General features: G+C 63.7%; 20 protein-coding genes. 8 read left to right on the top strand and 12 right to left on the bottom strand.

The annotated features are described in order from the left end of the window. Positions 1–56: 56 nt before the first annotated feature. Genes mmsB through araD form a run of 3 tightly spaced genes read left to right on the top strand, consistent with a single transcriptional unit; the run spans position 57 to position 3,939 of the window. A complete protein-coding gene (gene mmsB, locus ABLE85_RS07490) occupies positions 57–1,184 on the top strand; it encodes a multiple monosaccharide ABC transporter permease (RefSeq protein WP_348792130.1) in 1,128 nt (375 codons plus the stop codon). A gap of 3 nt (positions 1,185–1,187) precedes the next feature. Further along, positions 1,188–2,159 carry an AraD1 family protein gene (araD1, locus tag ABLE85_RS07485; protein WP_348792062.1) on the top strand — a complete coding sequence of 324 codons (972 nt, stop codon included), beginning with the start codon at positions 1,188–1,190 and terminating at the stop codon, positions 2,157–2,159. A 34-nt stretch (positions 2,160–2,193) separates the two neighbouring features. Continuing rightward, positions 2,194–3,939, top strand: a complete 1,746-nt coding sequence (araD, locus tag ABLE85_RS07480) for an L-arabinonate dehydratase (protein WP_348792061.1) — start codon at positions 2,194–2,196, stop codon at positions 3,937–3,939. A 49-nt stretch (positions 3,940–3,988) separates the two neighbouring features. Here the strand turns inward: araD and ABLE85_RS07475 are convergent, their stop codons facing one another. Beyond that, positions 3,989–4,912, bottom strand: a complete 924-nt coding sequence (locus ABLE85_RS07475) for a Gfo/Idh/MocA family oxidoreductase (protein ID WP_348792060.1) — start codon at positions 4,910–4,912, stop codon at positions 3,989–3,991. Between the two features lie 338 nt (positions 4,913–5,250). On the opposite strand from ABLE85_RS07475, the gene ABLE85_RS07470 reads away from it, so the two are divergent. Next, positions 5,251–6,636, top strand: coding sequence for a PLP-dependent aminotransferase family protein (locus ABLE85_RS07470; RefSeq protein WP_348792059.1), 1,386 nt, complete (start codon positions 5,251–5,253; stop codon positions 6,634–6,636). Here the strand turns inward: ABLE85_RS07470 and ABLE85_RS07465 are convergent. From ABLE85_RS07465 to ABLE85_RS07450, 4 genes are read right to left on the bottom strand one after another with little or no spacing between them, the layout of a single operon-like run. Beyond that, positions 6,603–7,544 (bottom strand): hypothetical protein, encoded by a 942-nt coding sequence (locus tag ABLE85_RS07465; RefSeq protein WP_348792058.1) that lies wholly within the window; start codon positions 7,542–7,544, stop codon positions 6,603–6,605. The genes ABLE85_RS07470 and ABLE85_RS07465 overlap by 34 nt on opposite strands. A gap of 20 nt (positions 7,545–7,564) precedes the next feature. Further along, the gene (locus ABLE85_RS07460; protein WP_348792057.1) at positions 7,565–7,705 is read right to left on the bottom strand and encodes a DUF2474 domain-containing protein; all 141 of its coding nucleotides are present in this window, start codon (positions 7,703–7,705) and stop codon (positions 7,565–7,567) included. Continuing rightward, positions 7,705–8,712 carry a cytochrome d ubiquinol oxidase subunit II gene (gene cydB, locus ABLE85_RS07455; RefSeq protein WP_348792056.1) on the bottom strand — a complete coding sequence of 336 codons (1,008 nt, stop codon included), beginning with the start codon at positions 8,710–8,712 and terminating at the stop codon, positions 7,705–7,707. The genes ABLE85_RS07460 and cydB overlap by 1 nt, the downstream gene beginning before the upstream one ends. A gap of 4 nt (positions 8,713–8,716) precedes the next feature. Further along, positions 8,717–10,144 carry a cytochrome ubiquinol oxidase subunit I gene (locus ABLE85_RS07450; protein WP_348792055.1) on the bottom strand — a complete coding sequence of 476 codons (1,428 nt, stop codon included), beginning with the start codon at positions 10,142–10,144 and terminating at the stop codon, positions 8,717–8,719. Between the two features lie 385 nt (positions 10,145–10,529). On the opposite strand from ABLE85_RS07450, the gene ABLE85_RS07445 reads away from it, so the two are divergent. Next, entirely contained in the window at positions 10,530–10,907 is a 378-nt protein-coding gene (locus tag ABLE85_RS07445) for a DUF983 domain-containing protein (protein WP_348792129.1), read from the top strand. Between the two features lie 103 nt (positions 10,908–11,010). Here ABLE85_RS07445 and ABLE85_RS07440 read toward each other — a convergent pair whose 3' ends face one another. Next, complete coding sequence (locus ABLE85_RS07440; RefSeq protein ID WP_348792054.1) at positions 11,011–11,301, bottom strand: DUF982 domain-containing protein; 291 nt, start codon at positions 11,299–11,301, stop codon at positions 11,011–11,013. A 159-nt stretch (positions 11,302–11,460) separates the two neighbouring features. Further along, positions 11,461–11,895: a DUF1772 domain-containing protein gene (locus tag ABLE85_RS07435; protein WP_348792053.1), complete on the bottom strand. Its 435-nt coding sequence runs from the start codon at positions 11,893–11,895 to the stop codon at positions 11,461–11,463. 536 nt (positions 11,896–12,431) lie between these two features. Between ABLE85_RS07435 and ABLE85_RS07430 the strand changes: the two genes are divergently transcribed. Together ABLE85_RS07430 and ABLE85_RS07425 are read left to right on the top strand one after the other, a co-directional pair. Beyond that, positions 12,432–12,893, top strand: a complete 462-nt coding sequence (locus tag ABLE85_RS07430) for a hypothetical protein (protein WP_348792052.1) — start codon at positions 12,432–12,434, stop codon at positions 12,891–12,893. A gap of 455 nt (positions 12,894–13,348) precedes the next feature. Beyond that, a complete protein-coding gene (locus ABLE85_RS07425) occupies positions 13,349–14,782 on the top strand; it encodes an aspartate ammonia-lyase (protein ID WP_348792128.1) in 1,434 nt (477 codons plus the stop codon). Positions 14,783–14,902: 120 nt separating this feature from the next. Here ABLE85_RS07425 and ABLE85_RS07420 read toward each other — a convergent pair whose 3' ends face one another. Beyond that, positions 14,903–15,226, bottom strand: coding sequence for a DUF982 domain-containing protein (locus tag ABLE85_RS07420; protein WP_348792051.1), 324 nt, complete (start codon positions 15,224–15,226; stop codon positions 14,903–14,905). A gap of 19 nt (positions 15,227–15,245) precedes the next feature. After that, positions 15,246–15,491, bottom strand: coding sequence for a DUF982 domain-containing protein (locus ABLE85_RS07415; RefSeq protein ID WP_348792050.1), 246 nt, complete (start codon positions 15,489–15,491; stop codon positions 15,246–15,248). A gap of 298 nt (positions 15,492–15,789) precedes the next feature. Here ABLE85_RS07415 and ABLE85_RS07410 point away from each other — a divergent pair, with 298 nt between their 5' ends. Beyond that, positions 15,790–15,975 (top strand): hypothetical protein, encoded by a 186-nt coding sequence (locus tag ABLE85_RS07410; protein ID WP_348792049.1) that lies wholly within the window; start codon positions 15,790–15,792, stop codon positions 15,973–15,975. 81 nt (positions 15,976–16,056) lie between these two features. On the opposite strand, the gene ABLE85_RS07405 is transcribed toward ABLE85_RS07410, so the two are convergent. The 3 genes from ABLE85_RS07405 to ABLE85_RS07395 all read right to left on the bottom strand — a co-directional run bounded on the left by ABLE85_RS07405 (position 16,057) and on the right by ABLE85_RS07395 (position 18,328). Continuing rightward, on the bottom strand, positions 16,057–16,374 hold the full coding sequence (locus ABLE85_RS07405) for a hypothetical protein (RefSeq protein WP_348792048.1): 318 nt from the start codon (positions 16,372–16,374) through the stop codon (positions 16,057–16,059). Positions 16,375–16,522: 148 nt separating this feature from the next. Continuing rightward, on the bottom strand, positions 16,523–16,879 hold the full coding sequence (locus tag ABLE85_RS07400) for a cupin domain-containing protein (protein WP_348792047.1): 357 nt from the start codon (positions 16,877–16,879) through the stop codon (positions 16,523–16,525). A gap of 66 nt (positions 16,880–16,945) precedes the next feature. Next, entirely contained in the window at positions 16,946–18,328 is a 1,383-nt protein-coding gene (locus ABLE85_RS07395; protein ID WP_348792046.1) for an FAD-binding oxidoreductase, read from the bottom strand. Positions 18,329–18,353: the final 25 nt, after the last annotated feature.

Genomic DNA, 18,353 nt, shown 5'->3' with positions numbered 1-18,353 from the left:
CAAGCGCCATCAATACCCTGCGGGTGCAGCTTGGGGGCAACCTCCGCGAAAACGGGATGATGCTGGCGCTGCTCGCCATCGTCTTCTTTTTCCTCGTGGTGGTGCGCGCCGTGCAGGACGTGGACTTCCTGTCGGCGCAGAACATCACCAACCTGTTCCTGCAGAATTCCTACGTCATCATCATGGCGCTCGGCATGCTCCTGGTGATCGTCGCCGGGCATATCGACCTGTCGGTCGGCTCGGTCGCGGCCTTCACCGGTGCGGTGGCCGGCACGCTGACCGTGTATGGCGGCTGGCCGGTCTATGCCGTGATCCCGGCGGTGCTCGTTGTCGGTTCGTTGATCGGCGCCGCGCAGGGCTACTGGATCGCCTTCTGGCGCATCCCTTCCTTCATCGTTACGCTTGCCGGTATGCTGGTCTTCCGCGGCCTGACGCTGTGGCTGCTGGCCGGCCAGAACATCGGCCCCTTTCCGCGCGCCTTCCAGTCGCTCTCGACGGGTTTCATACCGGACATTTTCGGTGTCGATCGCCCCAACGTCACGGCGCTTTTCGTTGTCGTTCTCGCCATCGCAGCACTCGTCTGGCGCAGCCTGAAGAGCCGCAACCAGGACATCGCCTTCGGCATGGAGGTTGGCTCGTCCGCCATGTTCTGGCTGCGCAACTGCCTGATCGCCGTGGCGCTGCTGTTCGTCGGCTGGAAGCTGGCGAGCTTCCGGGGCCTGCCCAACGTGCTTCTGGTCATGTCGGTGCTGATCGTCGCCTACAGCTTCTTTACCAACCAGACGACCACCGGCCGGCGCATCTACGCCGTGGGCGGCAATGAGAAGGCGGCGCGGCTCTCGGGCATCAAGACCGAGCGGCTCGTCTTCCTCACCTTCGTCAACATGGGCGTCCTTGCCTCGCTCGCGGGCATGATCGTCACCGCGCGGCTCAATTCGGCAACGCCGAAGGCTGGCATGGGCTTCGAGCTCGACGTGATCGCGGCGGTGTTCATCGGCGGCGCATCGATGTCCGGCGGCTCGGGCAAGGTGGTCGGTGTCGTCGTCGGCGCGCTCATCATGGGCATCATGAACAACGGCATGTCGATCATGGGCATTGGCATCGACTACCAGCAGGTCATCAAGGGGCTGGTGTTGCTGCTGGCCGTTATCTTCGACGTCTACAACAAGAACAAGCAGGGCTAGGAAATGCTTCTCAGTCAGATCAGGGGCGGCGGCGTCGCGGTGCGCGACGGCGCGACGCCCACGGCGCGGCTCGTTTCCGGCGCCACCATTTTCGAGCTCGCGCAGGCGGCGATTGCGTGGGGACGTCCGCTTCAGAGCCTTATACCCCAGGGCGGCGAGACGCTAAACCTAGCTGAGCTCGCGGCAATGGGCGCGCTGGACGTGCCGCTGCGCCATCCCGATCCGTCGCGCATGTTCCTGACGGGCACGGGGCTCACCCATACCGGCTCCGCCTCGGCGCGCGATGCCATGCATGCGCCGGCCGAAGGGCTGTCCGACAGCATGAAGATGTTTCGCATGGGGCTCGAAGGCGGCAGGCCGGCGGCCGGAAGCGTCGGCGTGCAGCCGGAATGGTTCTACAAGGGCACGGGCGCTTCTGCGGTCGCGCCGGGCGATCCGCTTGTCTCGCCGGCCTTCGCGCTCGACGGCGGCGAGGAGCCGGAAATCGCCGCCTTCTACCTGATCGCGCCCGACGGAACGCCTTGGCGCGTCGGCTTCTCGCTGGCCAACGAGTTTTCCGACCACGTGACCGAGCGGATCAACTATCTGTTCCTCGCCCACTCCAAGCTGCGCCCGGCCGCCTTTGGGCCGGAACTGCTCGTCGGCGAGCTTCCCGGCGACATTCGCGGCACGTCGCGCATCCTGCGGGGCGGCAACGTGATCTGGGAAAAGCCTTTCCTGTCGGGCGAGGCGAACATGTCCCACTCAATCGCCAATCTCGAGCATCACCATTTCAAGTACGGCCTGTTCCGCCAGCCGGGCGATCTGCACGTGCATATGTTCGGCACGGCGACGCTTTCCTTTGCCGACGGCGTCAAGCCGGAGCAAGGCGATGTCTTTGAAATCTCGGCACCGGATTTCGGCCTGCCGCTCGCCAATCCGCTGGCGATCGCGAAGGAGCCGACCGAGCGCGCCGTCGCCGTCAAGGTCTTGTGACGGCGACCGACAGACCAGGAAAGAGAGGCCGACTATGAGCCGTTTCACGCCCAAGCCGTGGCCGCGCAAGCTACGTTCGCAGGAATGGTACGGCGGCACCAGCCGCGACGTCATCTATCACCGGGGCTGGCTGAAGAACCAAGGCCATCCGCATGACCTGTTCGACGGCCGCCCGGTGATCGGCATTCTCAACACCTGGTCCGACCTTACCCCTTGCAACGGCCATCTGCGCGAGCTTGCCGAAAAGGTGAAGGCCGGCGTATGGGAAGCCGGCGGCTTCCCGGTGGAAGTGCCCGTCTTCTCGGCATCGGAAAACACATTCCGCCCCACCGCGATGATGTTCCGCAACCTCGCGGCATTGGCGACGGAAGAGGCGATCCGCGGCCAGCCGATCGACGGCTGCGTGCTGCTGGTGGGCTGCGACAAGACCACGCCGTCGCTGCTGATGGCTGCTGCCTCCTGCGACCTGCCCTCTATCGTCGTCACCGGCGGGCCGATGCTCAACGGCTGGTTCCGCGGCGAGCGCGTCGGCTCGGGCACGCATCTGTGGAAATTCTCGGAAGCTGTGAAGGCAGGCGAGATGACCCAGGCCGAGTTCCTCGAGGCCGAAGCCTCGATGAGCCGCTCGACCGGCGCCTGCAACACCATGGGCACGGCTTCCACCATGGCCTCGATGGCCGAGGCGCTGGGCATGGCGCTTTCCGGAAACGCCGCCATTCCGGCCGTCGATTCCCGCCGCCGCGTGATGGCGCAACTCACCGGCCGCCGCATAGTGCAGATGGTGAAGGACGACCTGAAGCCGACCGATATCATGACGCGCGAAGCCTTCGAGAACGCCATCCGCGTCAACGGTGCGATCGGCGGCTCGACCAACGCCGTGATCCACCTTCTGGCGATTGCTGGCCGCGTCGGTATCGATCTTACGCTCGACGATTGGGATCGGCTCGGCCGCGAGGTGCCGACCATCGTCAACCTCATGCCGTCGGGCAAATATCTGATGGAGGAGTTCTTCTATGCCGGCGGCCTGCCCGTCGTCATCAAGAGGCTGGGCGAGGCGGGGTTGCTGAACAACGATGCGCTGACCGTTTCGGGCGAGACGATCTGGGACGAGGTGAAGCACGTTGCCAACTACAACGAGGACGTCATCCTGCCGACCGAAAAGGCGCTGACGCAGCATGGCGGCATCGCTGTGCTGAAGGGCAATCTCGCCCCCAACGGCGCGGTGCTGAAGCCCTCGGCGGCCTCGCCGCATCTCCTAAAGCATCGCGGCCGCGCGGTCGTTTTTGAGGACATCGACGACTACAAGGCCAAGATCAATGACGACGCGCTCGACATCGACGAGACCTGCGTCATGGTCATGAAGAATTGCGGCCCGAAGGGCTATCCGGGCATGGCCGAGGTCGGCAATATGGGCCTGCCGCCCAAGGTGCTGAAGAAGGGCATCACCGACATGGTGCGCATTTCAGACGCGCGCATGTCCGGCACGGCCTACGGCACGGTGCTGCTGCACACCTCGCCCGAGGCGGCTGTCGGCGGCCCGCTGGCGGTGGTCAGGAATGGCGACATGATCGAGATCGACGTGGCCGAGCGGCGCATTCATCTGGATATATCGGACGAAGAACTGCAGGCGCGGCTGGCTGCGTGGGCGCCGAATGCGCCGGCGCCGCAGGGCGGGTATATGCAGATATTCCACACCCATGTGCAGGGTGCCGACACCGGCGCGGATTTTGATTTCCTGCGCGGCTGCCGTGGCGCGCCGGTCGGCAAGGATAGCCACTGAGAAGGAGCTTTCGTGCGGGAAGGCGGTGCCGAATGGCACCGCCTCGTCATCAGTCGAGGAAGGTGTCTGTGACGCGCCGTTGACCGAGCAGGAAGGCATCCGCCACGTGGATCAGCGGCGACAGGTCGAAGTCTGAGCCGCCGGCGCCCACGAGTTCGACGAAGCGCCGGTAGAGATTGCGATATTCCGTGTCGGGCTCGGCCATGCGCTGCACGCCGTCTATGGCGAGACGGCTGCCGCCCTGCGAAAGAACGAGCTCGCCGCCGTCGGTTGCAACGCGAATGTCCCAGGTCTGCGGGCCGGTCTGGCGCCAGTCGAACACCGCCTCGACGGGCGCGCCCGAAGCCGTGCGGAAGGCCAGCGAAGCGGCGATCGGCGCGTGGCGGTTTTCCGGAAAGTCCAGCGTCGAGGCGACGAGATGCATCGGCTCCGGCAGGATGCGCGTGACGATCGAAAGGGCGTTGATGCCGGGGTCGAAGACGCCGAGGCCGCCCGGCTCCCAGATCCATTGCTGGCCAGGGTGCCAGTGGCGCACGTCTTCTTTCCAGTCGATGTGGACGGAGCGGATGGTCTTGCCCGCCAGGAAGGCGCGAGCAGGCTCGACGCCCGCCGCCTCGCGCGAATGCCATGTGGCGAAGATCGTCAGGCCCTTGGCGCGCGCCATGCGGCCGAGCGCCTCCACTTCCGCGATCGACATGCCGGGCGGCTTTTCCAGCATCAGATGCTTGCTGGCGGCAAGGGCGGCCTGCGCCTGCTCGAAGCGTCCTTGCGGCGGTGTGCAGAGCGAGATGGCGTCGACCGCCGTGTCGCTGGCGAGAAGCGCGTCGACGTCGTGGAAATAGGGAAAGCCCGGCAATCCGGCATGGCGGCTCGCGATGGCGGCGAGTTCGACGCCCTCCGTCGCCGCGATGGCGGGAAGATGCTGGTCGCGCGCAATCTTGCCCAGGCCGACAAGGCCCAGTCTGATGGTCATGGATTTTCCTCCGGCGGGGCCCCTCTCGATAGGTCATACTATTTCGCTGCGAAGAAGATCGTCAATCTGCCCTCAACCTGAAAACTTGATGTATTTCAATGCAATGTAGACCGTCGGGTCTGCGGTCAGCCTCCGCCGCGCTTCGAGATCGTGCCTGCCGCAGGCGGACAATCTGCTGATCTTCGCAGGACCGACCCTTGGACGTCTCAGGCTTTGGCAAAGTTGCTGTCGGCTCTGCCTTTAGCCAAATCGTAATGCCGGCCATCACCTCGCAGGCGGTGGCCTTTGGCATACATCATGCATATATATGGATATTGGACGTTTAGATTTTCGGTGCGATGACGATGAACTGGTCGCCTTCGATCTCCAAGGCCGATGGCCCCCTCTATCTGGCGATCGCCGATGCGCTGTCGGCTGACATCGCCTCCGGCCGGCTGCCCGCCGGCTTCCGGCTGCCGCCGCAGCGGACGCTGGCCGACCAACTGGGCATAGATTTCACCACCGTGAGCCGGGCTTATGCGGAGGCCCGCAAGCGCGGTCTGGTCGAGGGTCGCGTGGGGCAGGGCACCTATGTGCGGGCAAGGCGGCAGGCGGGACCGGCACCCCTGGTCACCGGTGTCATCGACATGAGCATGAACCTGCCGCCACGCTTTGACGATCCGGAGCTTGCCGGCCGGATGTGGGACGGCATCTCTGGGCTGCAGGCCAGCGATGGGATCGAGCTTCTGATGCGTTATCAGGAGGCTGGCGGCACGTCGCGCGACCGCGCCGCGGGTGCCACATGGCTGGCGCCACGGCTCGGCGAGATCGGTGCCGAGCGGCTGCTGGTTTGCCCCGGCGCGCAAGGGGTGATGCTCGCTTTGCTGGGCGCCCTGGTCGCTCCGGGTGAAACCGTCGCAGCCGAAGCGCTCACCTATCCAGGGTTTCTGGCCGCAGCCGAGCACCTGCGCCTGCGCGTTGCCGGTGTGGCGGTCGATGCCGAGGGGCTTGTTCCGGAGGCCTTCGAAGAGCTTTGCCGCGAGCGTGCGCCGAAGGTCCTTTACTGCAATCCCACGCTGCACAATCCGACGACGGCGACGCTGTCGCTCGCCCGGCGCGAACGCATCGCGGCGATCGCGCGCGAGCACGATGTGCTCATCATCGAGGATGACGCCTATGGCGCGTTGCCGCTGAACCCTCTGGCGCCCTTTGCGGCGCTGGCGCCCGATATCACCTATCACATCGCCGGTCTTGCCAAATGCGTCGCGCCGGCCTTGCGCGTTGCTTATCTGGTCGTGCCCGAGGGGCGCAGCCTTGCGCAACTTGCCGGCGCCATCAGGGCGACGGCGGGCATGGCTTCTCCGCTGACCATGGCCATCGCCACGCGCTGGATCGAGGACGGGACTGCGCAGGCGGTTCTCGCCGCGATCCGGAAGGAGACGCGGGAGCGGCAGGCGATCGTTTCGCAGACCTTGCCGCCGGAACTCGTGCAGGCAAACCCCGAAGGCTTTCATGCCTGGCTGAAACTCCCAAGCCATTGGAGCCGCGGCGACTTTGCCGCGCGCCTGCGCTCGGAAGGCATCGGCGTGGTCACCAGCGATGCCTTTTCGGTTGGCGGGACTGCGCCCGAAGCCGTCCGGCTGGGCCTCGGGGCCGCTCCCGATAGGGCCTCGCTCTCGGCCAGCCTGCAGAAAATCGCTGAGCTGCTCGATCAGCAATCGGCCATGGCGTCGATGGTGGTTTGACGCGCCGGCGGAAACGGCCCGGCGAACGGCACGACACGCGCCATGCCGAGGATTTCGTTGAGCGCCACCTCGTCGCTCACGCGTCGGAACATGCCCGGCGACATCCACGGCGCATGGCCGTCGACATTGGGCGCGCCGCGGCCTTCGCGAACATCGTCGATCCAGAGCGTGCGGGTTTCGAGCGAAATGCGCGTGAGTCCGGTCGCGTTCGGCACGCCGGCATGGGCATGCGCGCTGGAGAAGGCGATGATCTCGCCCGGCGCGATCACCACCGGGGTGGCATCGGCTACCTCCAGTTGCTCGGTCAGATGCGGGATTGCCTCGTCGGCATTGACCGCGTTGCGCCCGCCGGCCTTCGACCGCTCCAGAAGGGCGGCAAGGTCGAAGCCGGCGCTGGTGTTGGCGACCGGGCGATCCCATAGCGAGGGGTAGATCGCGAATGTGCGGCCGGCTTCGATTTCGTAGATCGGCGCCCACCAGTTCGTCTGCGCATAGAGGTTCGAGCCCCAGGTGTCGCGATGGAAGGCGATGGTCGCCGTCGTGCGGGCACGCGGCACAACGCTGCCGGGGTCCTGGTGCGGCTGGAACCGCAGGTAGAGGCTGTCACGCGCCAGACCGTCCGCATCGAGCCCCGCCGCCTCGAAGACCGCGCGCCACAACCGCCTCGCCTCGGGCGAGCGGGCAAAGTCGCGCTGCCGCTGCGCAAAGCTCTCCGTCTGCTGCTGGTGTGACAGGTGCCTGTGTATCTCGATGGGTGCGAAAGGCGCGAATGCTTCTTCGAGGAAGGTGCGCGTGAAGTCGACCAGATTGTGCATCGGCTGAAGTGCGTCGAGACGAAGCACCTGGCCGGCATAGATCCGGTCGTGAAAATCGCGCGGCTCAAGCGCCCGCGAAACGCTGGTGTACATGGGATAGCTCCGGTGTCGGGTCAGGCGGTGAGGCCCGCGAGGTTCATCAAGATGCGGAAGGCGAGCGCCACAAGACCAAGGCTCAGCACGCTGGCGGCCCAGATCAGCACCAACCAGCCGATCCGCTTCGGCCAGTTGGGCGAAGGGGATTGCACGGTCATCAGTGGTAGCCTTCTCCGGCCTTCACCTTGCCGCGGAAGACGTAATAGGACCAGGCCGTATAGGCGAGGATGATGGGAATGATGAACAGCGCGCCCACCAGCGTGAAGCCCATGCTTTGCGGCGGCGCGGCGGCTGCGCGGATAGAGATGTCCGGCGGGATGATGTTTGGCCACAGGCTGATGGCAAGCCCGCTATAGCCGAGGAACAAAAGGAAAAGCGCCAGCAAGAACGGCCCCCCATGCGGCTCGCCCTGCAGGCTGCGCAGGATAAGCCAGGTGCTGACCAGCACCAGCACCGGCACCGGCGAGAACAGGACGATGTTGGGGAAGCTGAACCAGCGCTCGGCGATCGCCGGATGGGCAAACGGCGTCCACAGGCTGACGATGCCGATGAGCACCAGCAGCAACAGCGTGATCGGCCTGGCAAGCGCGATCATGCGTGCCTGCAGCGCGCCTTCGGTCTTGATGATCAGCCAGGTGCTGCCGAGAAGCGAATAGGCGACGAGCAGGCCAACACCGGTGAACAGGCTGAACGGCGTGACCCAGTCGAGCGCGCCGCCGGCATAGGCCCCGTTCTCGACCGCAAAGCCGTTGAGGAAGGCGCCGAGCGACACGCCCTGAAAGAAGGTCGCGATATAGGAGCCCCAGGCAAAGGCATGGTCCCAGAAGGCCCGATGGTGCGGGTCGGCCTTGAAGCGGAATTCGAAGGCCACGCCGCGCCAGATCAGGCCCAGCAGCATTAGCACCAGAGGCAGGTAGAGCGCGCTGAGGATGATCGAATAGGCGAGGGGAAAGGCAGCCATGAGTGCTGCGCCGCCCAGCACCAGCCAGGTTTCGTTGCCGTCCCACACGGGAGCCACCGTGTTGACCATCACGTCGCGATCCTCGCGGTCGCGCACGAAGGGGAACAGGATGCCGATGCCGAGATCGAAACCATCCATGACGACATACATCATCAGGCCGAAAGCGATGATGAAGGCCCAGACTACGGGAAGATCGATGCCCATCGTATCAGCCTTTCCTGCCGTGGTTGTTGGGCGTGAACAACTCCATCTGGTCCGGTGCGGCCGAAAGCGGACGGGACGGTCGGCCGGTGATGTGTTCCTCTTCCGACGGCTCGTGGTCTTCGGGGCCCTTGGCAACCAGCTTCAGCATGTAGCTTGTGCCGACGCCGAAGACGATGAAATAGACCACTATGAACGCGGCGAGCGTGGCGCTCATCGCCAGCGCCGAATGGCCAGACACCGCATCCGCCGTGCGCATGATGCCATAGACGACCCAGGGCTGGCGGCCGATCTCGGTGGTGAACCAGCCGGCGAGGATGGCGATCAGGCCGGTTGGACCCATCAATGTGGCGAAGCGCAGGAACGGACGCGCCTGGAAGAGATGGCCCTTCCAACGCAGCCACAGAGCCCAAAGGGCGAGCAGCAGCATCAGCGCGCCGAGCCCCACCATGACGCGGAAGCTCCAGAACACCACGGTCGAGTTCGGCCGGTCTTCGGGCGCGAATTCCTTGAGGCCCGGGAACTGGCCGTCCCATGTGTGGGTCAGGATGATGCTGCCGAGGCGCGGCACCTGCAGCGCATAGAGCGTCTCTTCCTTCTGCATGTCCGGCCAGCCGAAGAGGGTCAGCGGCACGGCCTCGCCCGGCTTGTTCTCCCAATGGCCCTCGACAGCGGCGATCTTGGCGGGCTGGTATTTCAGCGTGTTGAGGCCGTGCAGGTCGCCGATGAAGATCTGCACCGGTGCCGAAAACAGCAGCATCCACATGGCCATGGAAAGCATGGTGCGCACGCGGTTATTGTCGTTGCCGCGCAGGAGATGCCAGGCGCCGGATGCGCCGACGAAAAGCGCTGTCGACAGATAGGCGGCAACGGTCATGTGCGCGAGGCGGTAGGGGAAGGAGGGGTTGAATATGACCTCCAGCCAGTTCACCGGCACCACCACGCCGTTGACGATGTCGAAGCCCTGCGGGGTCTGCATCCAGCTGTTGGAAGCAAGGATCCAGGTGGCGGAGATCAGCGTGCCGGCCGCAACCATGATGGTGGAGAAGAAGTGCAGGCCCGGCCCGACCTTGTTCCAGCCGAACAGCATCACGCCCAGGAAGCCGGCCTCAAGGAAGAAGGCGGTCAGCACCTCGTAGGCGAGCAGGGGGCCGGTGACGCCACCGGCGAAGGCCGAGAAATAACTCCAGTTGGTGCCGAACTGGTAAGCCATGACCAGGCCCGAGACGACGCCCATGGCGAAATTGACTGCAAAGATCTTCGACCAGAACAGGTAGAGGTCACGATAGGCCGTGTCGCGCTTCCACAGCCAGAGCCCTTCCAGCACCATGAGGTAGCTTGCAAGCCCGATCGTAATTGCGGGAAAGATGATGTGGAAGGAGACGGTAAAGCCGAACTGTATGCGGGCCAGTTCAAGTGCTGTCAGTCCGAACATCTGGGACCCCTTCTGCAAGCACTACCAATGCTGCACAAGGCTGCGCACAAGCCGAAGACCTTCCGATCGCCGACGAATATTACCCAGCCTCACTATCGCTCTTATCCTGATCCCAAAAAGGCCAAAAGTCGACGTAGACACTTTGCCCCATGAGGCGCGGTGTCCTGCGTCAATTTTGCATGCAATATCTTGCTGAAAAATCCATACATTGCATGCATTATATGTCAGTTATATGCACTACCGGTTACATGAGGGCAGATTGGGGCCCTATGTATGGACATGAATGGCGGGTCGGCACTGCGCCGGGCTTCACGACCTGTCGCAAGAGGCGACCATGACACAGAGCAGATATTCGGCCGAAGGCTTCACACCCACCGACAATCCCATGAAGACCGGCGCGCTGGGGCGTTGCCCGCGCTGCCAGATGGGGCACCTTTTCTCGGGTTTCCTCAAGCTCGCACCGCGCTGTGAAGTCTGCGGGCTCGACTATTCCTTCGCCGATCCGGCGGACGGACCCGCCTTCTTCGCGATGACCATCGCTGCCGTGCCGGCACTGGGCTTCGGCGTCTGGTTCCAGGTGACGTTCGGCCTGCCGCTCTGGGCGCATCTGTTCACGACGCTGCCGCTGACGGTGCTGAGTTGCATGGCGCTGCTGCGTCCGTTGAAGGGCTGGCTGGTCTGCTCGCAGTTCTTCCACAAGGCCGAGGAAGGCTCCATCGACTTTGAGTGGCACGCGAAGGCCAAGCAGAATAGCGAGGCCTGACAAAGTCCAGCCTTGTGGGCGGAGGCCGTCCAGATGGAAAAGCCCCGGCTTGCGCCGGGGCTTGTTCGGTCACGGTGTCCCGCTCGGCTGGGTGGCGACGAGGTCAGGCCGCCAGCCACTCCTCGGCGGCGCGCGAGGTGGATTCCTCGTGTGCGTCGGGCACCAGAATGCCTCGGGAGCGCGCAAACGCTATGAAAGCGATGCGAGCTGCGTCGACGTCGGTCTCGTTGGTAAGCGCGCTTCGGCAGACGTTGAGTGCCATTGCGTGCATCGGTCCGCGATTCCCATTCCACTCTATCAGCGCCTCATAGGCTTCCCAGACGTTGTCGACGTCACGGGGAAAGCCGAGGCCGACAAAGATCGCGACAGGCTGTGTGAAACGCTTGGTGTTCATGAGTGTCTCCAAATGGCGCGAACCTGAGCTGATTGCGCAGGCCCGACGTTACACGGGGCAGGGCAGAACGCGCGACTTGGCTCTCGGTTGCATCGAAATCATACAAAGGTGGACGGGGTCGTATAGGAGGAAGGCGTCGGGAGGGGCGCCGCGCCGGGCTCACGCCGTGGAAAGGCCGACGAGAAATGCGATCGCGGCCAGTGCGCCGAGAAGCGTCCGGACCGCGTGGAGCGTGCCCCATTTCTGGATCAGGGTCCGTGTTTGCGGACCTGCCTTTGTCTCGTCGGAGGCCATGAGTTCGTTGTTCGTGGGCATGATGGCCAGGAGCGTCCACGGCCAGTTGGCGATCATCAGGATGGCGCCGACCAGGAACCAAAGTCCGCCCAACTGCCACCACGCGATCAGCCCATGCACACAGCCGACGGCCGCGAGCGGGGCCTGCATTGCGAAGCCGCGCTTGTAGGCAGGCTTCCATTCCGAGAGCAGGGCCACGTCATTGAGGGTAAGGCGTGCCGGCTGCTCCGCGACGTTGATGTACAGCGCAGCGCCCGTGAAAACCGCGGCGCAGATCAATGCAAGGTGGCCGAAAAGCATTTTCTTGGCTCCGATCCCGCCCTGGCGCGCCGGGAACAATCTAGCCAGGCTCGAAGGCAGACTTGCAGGTGGCCGGCCTCATGAAGCCCGCCGCCCGAAAGCATTTTAAACGTCATGACGCAGTCCTCTCCAGTCAGTTGCTAACGGGTCGATTGGTTGCGTCTGGTCAAATGGAGTGCCAATGAAATGGTTCCGCTGGGCTTCGGGAGCTGTTCGGCCGCGCACTGCGCCTCTTTTTCAAATTTTGCCCGTCCGTGTCGGGAAAATGCCCGGGAAATAGGGGGGTATATTCCTGATGTCGATAGGAATTTGTCGGACAAAATCAAATACACTAATTGAGTATATAGTCAGGTTTTATCGCCGCTAAGTCAGTAATTTTCATAATTATTGTTTCATGAGGCTAATCAAATAAAAGTGTTTATCCTGATTTGTTATCAATCAGCCCATCGTCAACAATGACCAATTGCCGGCGGCTCTTTGTGTATTGGAGGGTCGCTTTCTTGAGTTGAAGTATTCACCGACGAAAGGAACCCAACATGAAGAAGCTCTTCCTCGCCGCTACGGCACTTGTCGCGATGACGACCCTTGCGGCTGCTGGACATGTCAGCACCAGCGCTGGCGGCTCCAATGGCAACAACAACGGCAATGGCAATGTCGGATCTAACAACGGCAACAACAACGGTAATAACAATACGGGGGCGAACAACGGAAATAACAACGGCAACAACAACACCGGGTCGAACAACGGCAACAGCAACGGAAATAACAATTCAGGTTCGAACAACGGCAATAACAACGGAAATAACAATTCAGGTTCGAACAACGGCGACAACAACGGCAACAACAACAGCGGGTCGAACAACGGCAATAACAACGGCAATAACAACGTGGCTTCAGGCGGCGGCGGTCACCATCACCACCACGGGAAAGATCATAAGCACCATGGCGGGAAGGACCACCACCACGGCAAGCCTCCTAAGTCCGGCAGCGCCGACTAATCTGGCCCGCTCGCGGATCCGGCTACAGCGCCAGTTTCATGTCCTGGCGCTGGTGTCGGCGTGGCCGGCTGCACGCGTGCAGCCGGCCATGTGGCCGGTTTCGCTCTTATTGACGACGGGTTCGACCGCGCTGGATGCGCCTCTCCCCGGAGGGGGAAACGCGGGTGGCGGCCCTAAGATCGAGCTCTGACTTGCGCCGTTCGGATCATGCCGGCGGCGTGTGCTGGGCGCGCGGCGGGTCCGTTCGAAGGGGGCGCCGGAGCGCGTCATCGCCACGATGCGATAGAGGGAGGGGACGCCACCATTAAACCAGACAGGGAGCTTCCGCACGGGAACTCCCTGTTTGCCATCCGCGCCACTGTAGATTACACAGATCCGGTTTGGCGTCGCCCTGTAGCTGCACGCACGATTCGTTTCCCCTCCCAAAGAATACGGACTTTTCCCTCATCATGGATATGCAGCCTGAACCGAGCGCGTCGGACTCGGCGACGCGGATTGAAAGCGACCTGCTTGGCGAGATGCGCTTGGCGCAGGAGCACCTCTACGGCGTGCAGACCGCGCGCGCGGTCGAAAACTTCCCGATCACCGGCGTTCTGCTGAACGAGTACCCGGAACTGGTGCGTGCGCTGGCCATGGTCAAGAAGGCGGCTGCGCTTGCCAACGAGGAGCTGGGGACGATCACGCCCGCGCAGGCGGAAGCCATCGTGCAGGCCTGCGACGAGATCATCGCCGGCAGGCATCACCAGCATTTTGTCGTCGACATGGTGCAGGGCGGCGCGGGAACGTCCACCAACATGAACGCCAACGAGGTCATCGCCAATGTCGGCCTGGAGAAGATGGGCCGCGCGCGCGGCGACTACGTGCATCTTCATCCGAATGACCACGTGAACCGCTCACAGTCGACCAACGACGCCTATCCCACCGCCGTTCGCGTGGCGGTGCTGATGCAGCATGAGGAACTGGTGGCTGCGCTTCAGCATCTCGCCGAGGCATTTTCGGAAAAGGCGAAGGCGTTTTCCGGCATCTCCAAGGTCGGCCGCACCCAGCTTCAGGACGCCGTGCCGATGACGCTGGGGATGGAGTTCGCCTCCTTCGCTGTGGCAATGGAGGAAGACGCCAAGCATTTGCGGCAGACGGCCGAGCTGCTCAGGCCGGTCAATCTGGGCGGAACCGCGATCGGCACGGGCATCGCGGCTCCTGCCGGCTATTGCGAACGTGCGATCGCGCATCTGTCGGCCGTGTCGGGCTACGAGTTCAGCCGCGCCCGCGACCTGATCGAAGCCTCCTCCGACCTCGGCGCGCTGGTCAGCTTCTCCGGCGCGTTGAAACGCGTGTCGATCAAGCTGTCCAAGATCTGCAACGATCTCAGGCTACTCAGCAGTGGCCCACGCGCGGGCTTGCGCGAAATCTCGCTGCCGGCGGTTCAGCCAGGCTCATCGATCATGCCCGGCAAGGTCAACCCGGTTATCCCCGAGGTGGTGACGCAGGTGGCCTATCAGGTCATGGGCAACGACGTGACGGTGGCGATGGCCGCCGAGGCCGCGCAGTTCCAGCTTAACGCCATGGAGCCGGTGGTCGTGTTCAACGTGCTGAATTCGATCCGCATGCTGACGCGCGCCGCGACGGTGCTGCGCGAGCGCTGCGTGGTCGGCATCCAGGCCAACGCCGCCCATTGCGAGGAGCAGCTGCGCGGCAGCCTGGTGCTGGCGACCGCGCTGGTGCCCCATATCGGCTACGAGAAGGCCGTGCAGGTGGCAAAGACCGCGCAGGACACCGGGGCGACCGTCCTCGAAACCCTCGAGCGGCTGGGCTTCCTCTCGGCCGCCGAGTTCCAGGCAATTCTGGCTTCCGAAGGCATATGCGGATCGGCTGCGGTGGCGGCGAACTGAGCTTCCCTCGGCCTTGAATGAAAAAGACCGGGCGTCCTGTCATGGGCGCCCGGTCTTTTACTTTGATCTGCCGTCATGTGCGGCTGGCTTGCCAGCGGATGCCCGGCCGAAGACCGATATCTAATGGATCTGCAGGGACAATTTCGCGCGGCTGCGTCTCAGCCGGCTGCGAGCAGCCCCCGATGTCAGGATCGAGACGTCCTTGGCCAGAAGGCCACCGACCCGAGCGAAGTTGAAGAAGGCTTTGCGCGCCTTCTCCGTCGTTTCCTGGCCGACCGTGGCGGCGAAGCATGCGTTCAGCGCGCGCTGGTAGACCGGCCCCTGACGCCCGACGGGCCAATTGAGGAGGAAGTCCACTGCCTGGTCGACATTGTAGATTTCCGTGACCGGCTCCCCGGCCTCAAGTGCCAGCCGAACCGGCATGAAAAACTGCAGACTGTCCATCCTTTCCTCCCTGTCTCGCTCACTCGAACAGGATTCCGGCCTCGCGCGCAGCTTCGGTGAATGCTGCCCGCGCCACTTCGGCCTTCTTCGTGCCCTGCAGAACCTCGAGACAAGCCTGACGTGCATCGCGATGCGTCTTGGAGCCTGCAGTGGGCCAGCGGTTCGTGAGGATGTCGACAGCCTGGCGAGCATTGGTGACGTTGTAGACATCTCTGGTAAGCCCAAGCGATATCGACACCGGCTTATCGAACCACCCATAGTCCATGATTGCCGCCCCTAGTACGCTGCACCCCATAAACGCGCAACAGTGAAGGAAGTTGCAATAAAAATGGCGATCCAGAGGGCAATATTCAAGATACCGGGAGGGGTGCCAAAGTGCTTCGGGCCCGGCAAATTGCTGGAAGTCGCCGGGCCCGATTTCGAATGCTTTGGCAGGTCTCGGGCGACCTTGTCAGGAGGTTGCGGGGAACGCTTTGCCGGCTCGCGGAGCGATTTCACCGCTCGTGCGTTGTGCGCTAATTGCGGCCGAAAGCCCCGCGCCCGAATGCATGTAGGAGAGGATGATGCGGCGATACATGACGTGGACGTTGCTGGCGGTCGTGACCGCGATTGCCGGATGCCAGAGTGTCGGCACACCGGAGTACTCGCGCTACGACCGGGGCTGCGACGATCGCCCGGCGGATTCAGGAATGTGCCAGCAGCCAACCAACTGGCGGCTGTTCGACCCGGTGCGCTGGGGTTGGGAATAGGTCAGATTCAAGGCCAAACCGTTTCGCAGCCAGATTGAGAGGTCCTAAACCTGTCTAACCCGATGGATCGCGCGGCCCAGCTCAGTCGTCGTTCGAAGCGTTGAGGTCTTCCGGGCGCAATCCGTCCTCGGCGTCCCGGTCGTAAAGCACGGCGCGCACGAAGATCGTGTTGGCCGCGCCGGGCTCGATGGAGAAGGCGCCGAACTGCAGGGCGTCCGGATCGTGCTCGGGAATGTGCAGCGTCACGCCGCCGCCGGGTCTCGACGTCGCCGACAAGGTGAAACGCACGCCGTTGGCCAGCGTGACCTCGATCTCGTCGGCATCGATCTTGACCGCCTTGCCGTCGCGAACCGCGCGGAAGGTGACCGCGCCGTGATTGCCATGGTGTTGCTGGTCCATGCCGCTCTCAAGAGCCCGAACCACTCCGCCACAGGCGGAGCTGGAGCTCTAACTCCTTGTTTCGGCGAATGGTCTCGACCCGAAAAGTTTGCAACTTTTCGGGCCCGAGCGCCAGTAGGGATTTGCGGAATGCGGCCGGTGAGGCGGCTCAGTCTTCCTGATGCATGATGTAGAGCTTGCGCGTCTTCTCATGGATCGTCCACTCGCCGCGCCAGCCCTTGGGCAGCACCAGCACTTCGCCGGCGCGCACCTCTTGCGTGCGGCCGTCCGGGCCGTGCAGCGAGACGCGGCCAGACACGATGTGGCAGGTCTCCGAATTGTGATCGCGTGCGGCGGTGAAGCGACCGGGCGTGCACTCCCACACGCCGATTTCCAGTTTGCCGTCCGGCGAGGTCCACAGCGTCGCCGCCGCCTCTTCCTGGTTGCCCTCAATCGAAGTGGGCTTGGGTTCCGGCGCGCCGAGATCAATGCTGGCGAGGTGGGCGAAGGTCTGGAAATCGATCATGAAAATCTCCGAGTAGGTACTAAAATGCCAAGTGTTGAAGGGGAATTCAGTTTGCGCTCGCCGGGCTCAGTGCCCAGTGATGCTGTCGGCAAGGGCTGCGAGCTTTGAAGTCTGCTGAAGGCCGGCTTCCTCGCGCTCGTCGGCGATGCGGTAGAGTTGGTACATGGAGTGCACGCCCAGCCAGCGCATGGGCTCGGGCTCCCACTTGCGCACCCTGCGGTTGACCCAGGGCAGGCGGGTGAGCTCGGTGTCGCGGCGCAGGATGAGGTCGCGCAGCGTGCGGCCCGACAGGTTCGAGCTCGACACACCGAGGCCGACATAGCCGCCGGCCCAGGCGATGCCGGTTTCCTCGTCGAAACCGGCGGTGGTGCACCAGTCGCGCGGCACGCCCAGCACGCCGCACCAGGCATGGTCGATCTTGAGGTTGCGGGTCTGCGGCAGCAGCCGCATCAGGATCTTGTAGAGCGCGTCGATGGTTTCCTGCTGGGTCTGGCCCCGCACGTCGGTCTTCGACCCAAAACGATAGGGGACGCCGCGTCCGCCCATGGTGATGCGGCCCTCGCGGGTACGCTGGGCGTAGCAATAGGCGTGCGCCGCGTCGCCGAGCAGTTCGTGACCCTTCCAGCCGATCTCCTCCCAGAGCTCATCCGAAACGGGCTCGGTGACGATCTGGGCGCTGTTGAGCGGCAGCCACAGCCGTTCATTGCCGGGAATGCCGGCGGTGAAGCCCTCCGTCGCACGCACGATGATCGGCGCGCGCACGGTGCCGCGATTGGTCGTGACCTTGCCTTTCTCGATGCCGAGCACCGTGGTCTGCTCGTAGATCGGCACGCCGAGGCGCTCGACGGCGTCCGAAAGCCCGCGCACCAGCTTGGCCGGCTGCACCCGCGCCATGCCGCGCAGTACATAGCCGCCCTGGACGTTGTGAATGTTGATGCGCTCGCGGGCTTCCTGCGCGCTCAGGAATTGAAGGCGGTCCGCCGGCATTTCCCAGGCTTTCGTCTCTTCATACTCGGCGCGAGCGCGGTCGAGCTGAGGCTTGTTGGTGGCGACGGTCAGGTTGTCGACCCGCAAAATGTCGGCGTCGATGCCCTCGGCTTCGGTCACCGAGACCACTTCGTTGACCGTGCCGTACATGGCGCGCTGCATGTCGACGACGGCGCCGCGCGTGGAAGTCTTCAGATATTTTTCGCGCGACCAGTTGAAGCTGCCCGACAGCCAGCCGCCGTTGCGGCCGGAGGCGCCGAAGCCGGCGAATTCCTTTTCCACGATGGCGATGCGGATCGAGGGATCGGCCTTCTTCAGATAATAGGCCGTCCATAGACCGGTATAGCCCGCGCCGACGATGCAGACATCGGCTTCGAGATCACCCGGCAGCGGCGCGCGATAGCCTGGCAGGCCGATATCGGCATACCAGAAAGAGATGTTGCCATTGACTTTGGCGTGCATGTCTTGGGTCCTGCGGAGTGAGGGA

Source organism: Mesorhizobium sp. KR1-2 (assembly GCF_040045035.1).
GTDB lineage: Bacteria > Pseudomonadota > Alphaproteobacteria > Rhizobiales > Rhizobiaceae > Pseudaminobacter.
Note: the sequence above shows the minus strand (reverse complement) of the source record. Positions and strands in the feature narration are given on the sequence as shown.

Bases quoted from the DNA above. Each gene is read 5' to 3' on its own strand.
- araD (WP_348792061.1), top strand. From the start codon at position 2,194: ATGAGCCGTTTCACGCCCAAGCCGTGGCCGCGCAAGCTACGTTCGCAG.
- ABLE85_RS07460 (WP_348792057.1), bottom strand. From the start codon at position 7,705: ATGACCGTGCAATCCCCTTCGCCCAACTGGCCGAAGCGGATCGGCTGG.
- ABLE85_RS07395 (WP_348792046.1), bottom strand. From the start codon at position 18,328: ATGCACGCCAAAGTCAATGGCAACATCTCTTTCTGGTATGCCGATATC.
- mmsB (WP_348792130.1), top strand. From the start codon at position 57: ATGATGCTGGCGCTGCTCGCCATCGTCTTCTTTTTCCTCGTGGTGGTG.
- ABLE85_RS07465 (WP_348792058.1), bottom strand. From the start codon at position 7,544: ATGTACACCAGCGTTTCGCGGGCGCTTGAGCCGCGCGATTTTCACGAC.
- ABLE85_RS07415 (WP_348792050.1), bottom strand. From the start codon at position 15,491: ATGGACTATGGGTGGTTCGATAAGCCGGTGTCGATATCGCTTGGGCTT.
- ABLE85_RS07445 (WP_348792129.1), top strand. From the start codon at position 10,530: ATGAAGACCGGCGCGCTGGGGCGTTGCCCGCGCTGCCAGATGGGGCAC.
- ABLE85_RS07470 (WP_348792059.1), top strand. From the start codon at position 5,251: ATGACGATGAACTGGTCGCCTTCGATCTCCAAGGCCGATGGCCCCCTC.
- ABLE85_RS07440 (WP_348792054.1), bottom strand. From the start codon at position 11,301: ATGAACACCAAGCGTTTCACACAGCCTGTCGCGATCTTTGTCGGCCTC.
- ABLE85_RS07400 (WP_348792047.1), bottom strand. From the start codon at position 16,879: ATGATCGATTTCCAGACCTTCGCCCACCTCGCCAGCATTGATCTCGGC.
- ABLE85_RS07405 (WP_348792048.1), bottom strand. From the start codon at position 16,374: ATGGACCAGCAACACCATGGCAATCACGGCGCGGTCACCTTCCGCGCG.
- ABLE85_RS07410 (WP_348792049.1), top strand. From the start codon at position 15,790: ATGCGGCGATACATGACGTGGACGTTGCTGGCGGTCGTGACCGCGATT.
- ABLE85_RS07475 (WP_348792060.1), bottom strand. From the start codon at position 4,912: ATGACCATCAGACTGGGCCTTGTCGGCCTGGGCAAGATTGCGCGCGAC.
- ABLE85_RS07450 (WP_348792055.1), bottom strand. From the start codon at position 10,144: ATGTTCGGACTGACAGCACTTGAACTGGCCCGCATACAGTTCGGCTTT.
- ABLE85_RS07420 (WP_348792051.1), bottom strand. From the start codon at position 15,226: ATGGACAGTCTGCAGTTTTTCATGCCGGTTCGGCTGGCACTTGAGGCC.
- araD1 (WP_348792062.1), top strand. From the start codon at position 1,188: ATGCTTCTCAGTCAGATCAGGGGCGGCGGCGTCGCGGTGCGCGACGGC.
- ABLE85_RS07435 (WP_348792053.1), bottom strand. From the start codon at position 11,895: ATGCTTTTCGGCCACCTTGCATTGATCTGCGCCGCGGTTTTCACGGGC.
- ABLE85_RS07430 (WP_348792052.1), top strand. From the start codon at position 12,432: ATGAAGAAGCTCTTCCTCGCCGCTACGGCACTTGTCGCGATGACGACC.
- ABLE85_RS07425 (WP_348792128.1), top strand. From the start codon at position 13,349: ATGCAGCCTGAACCGAGCGCGTCGGACTCGGCGACGCGGATTGAAAGC.
- cydB (WP_348792056.1), bottom strand. From the start codon at position 8,712: ATGGGCATCGATCTTCCCGTAGTCTGGGCCTTCATCATCGCTTTCGGC.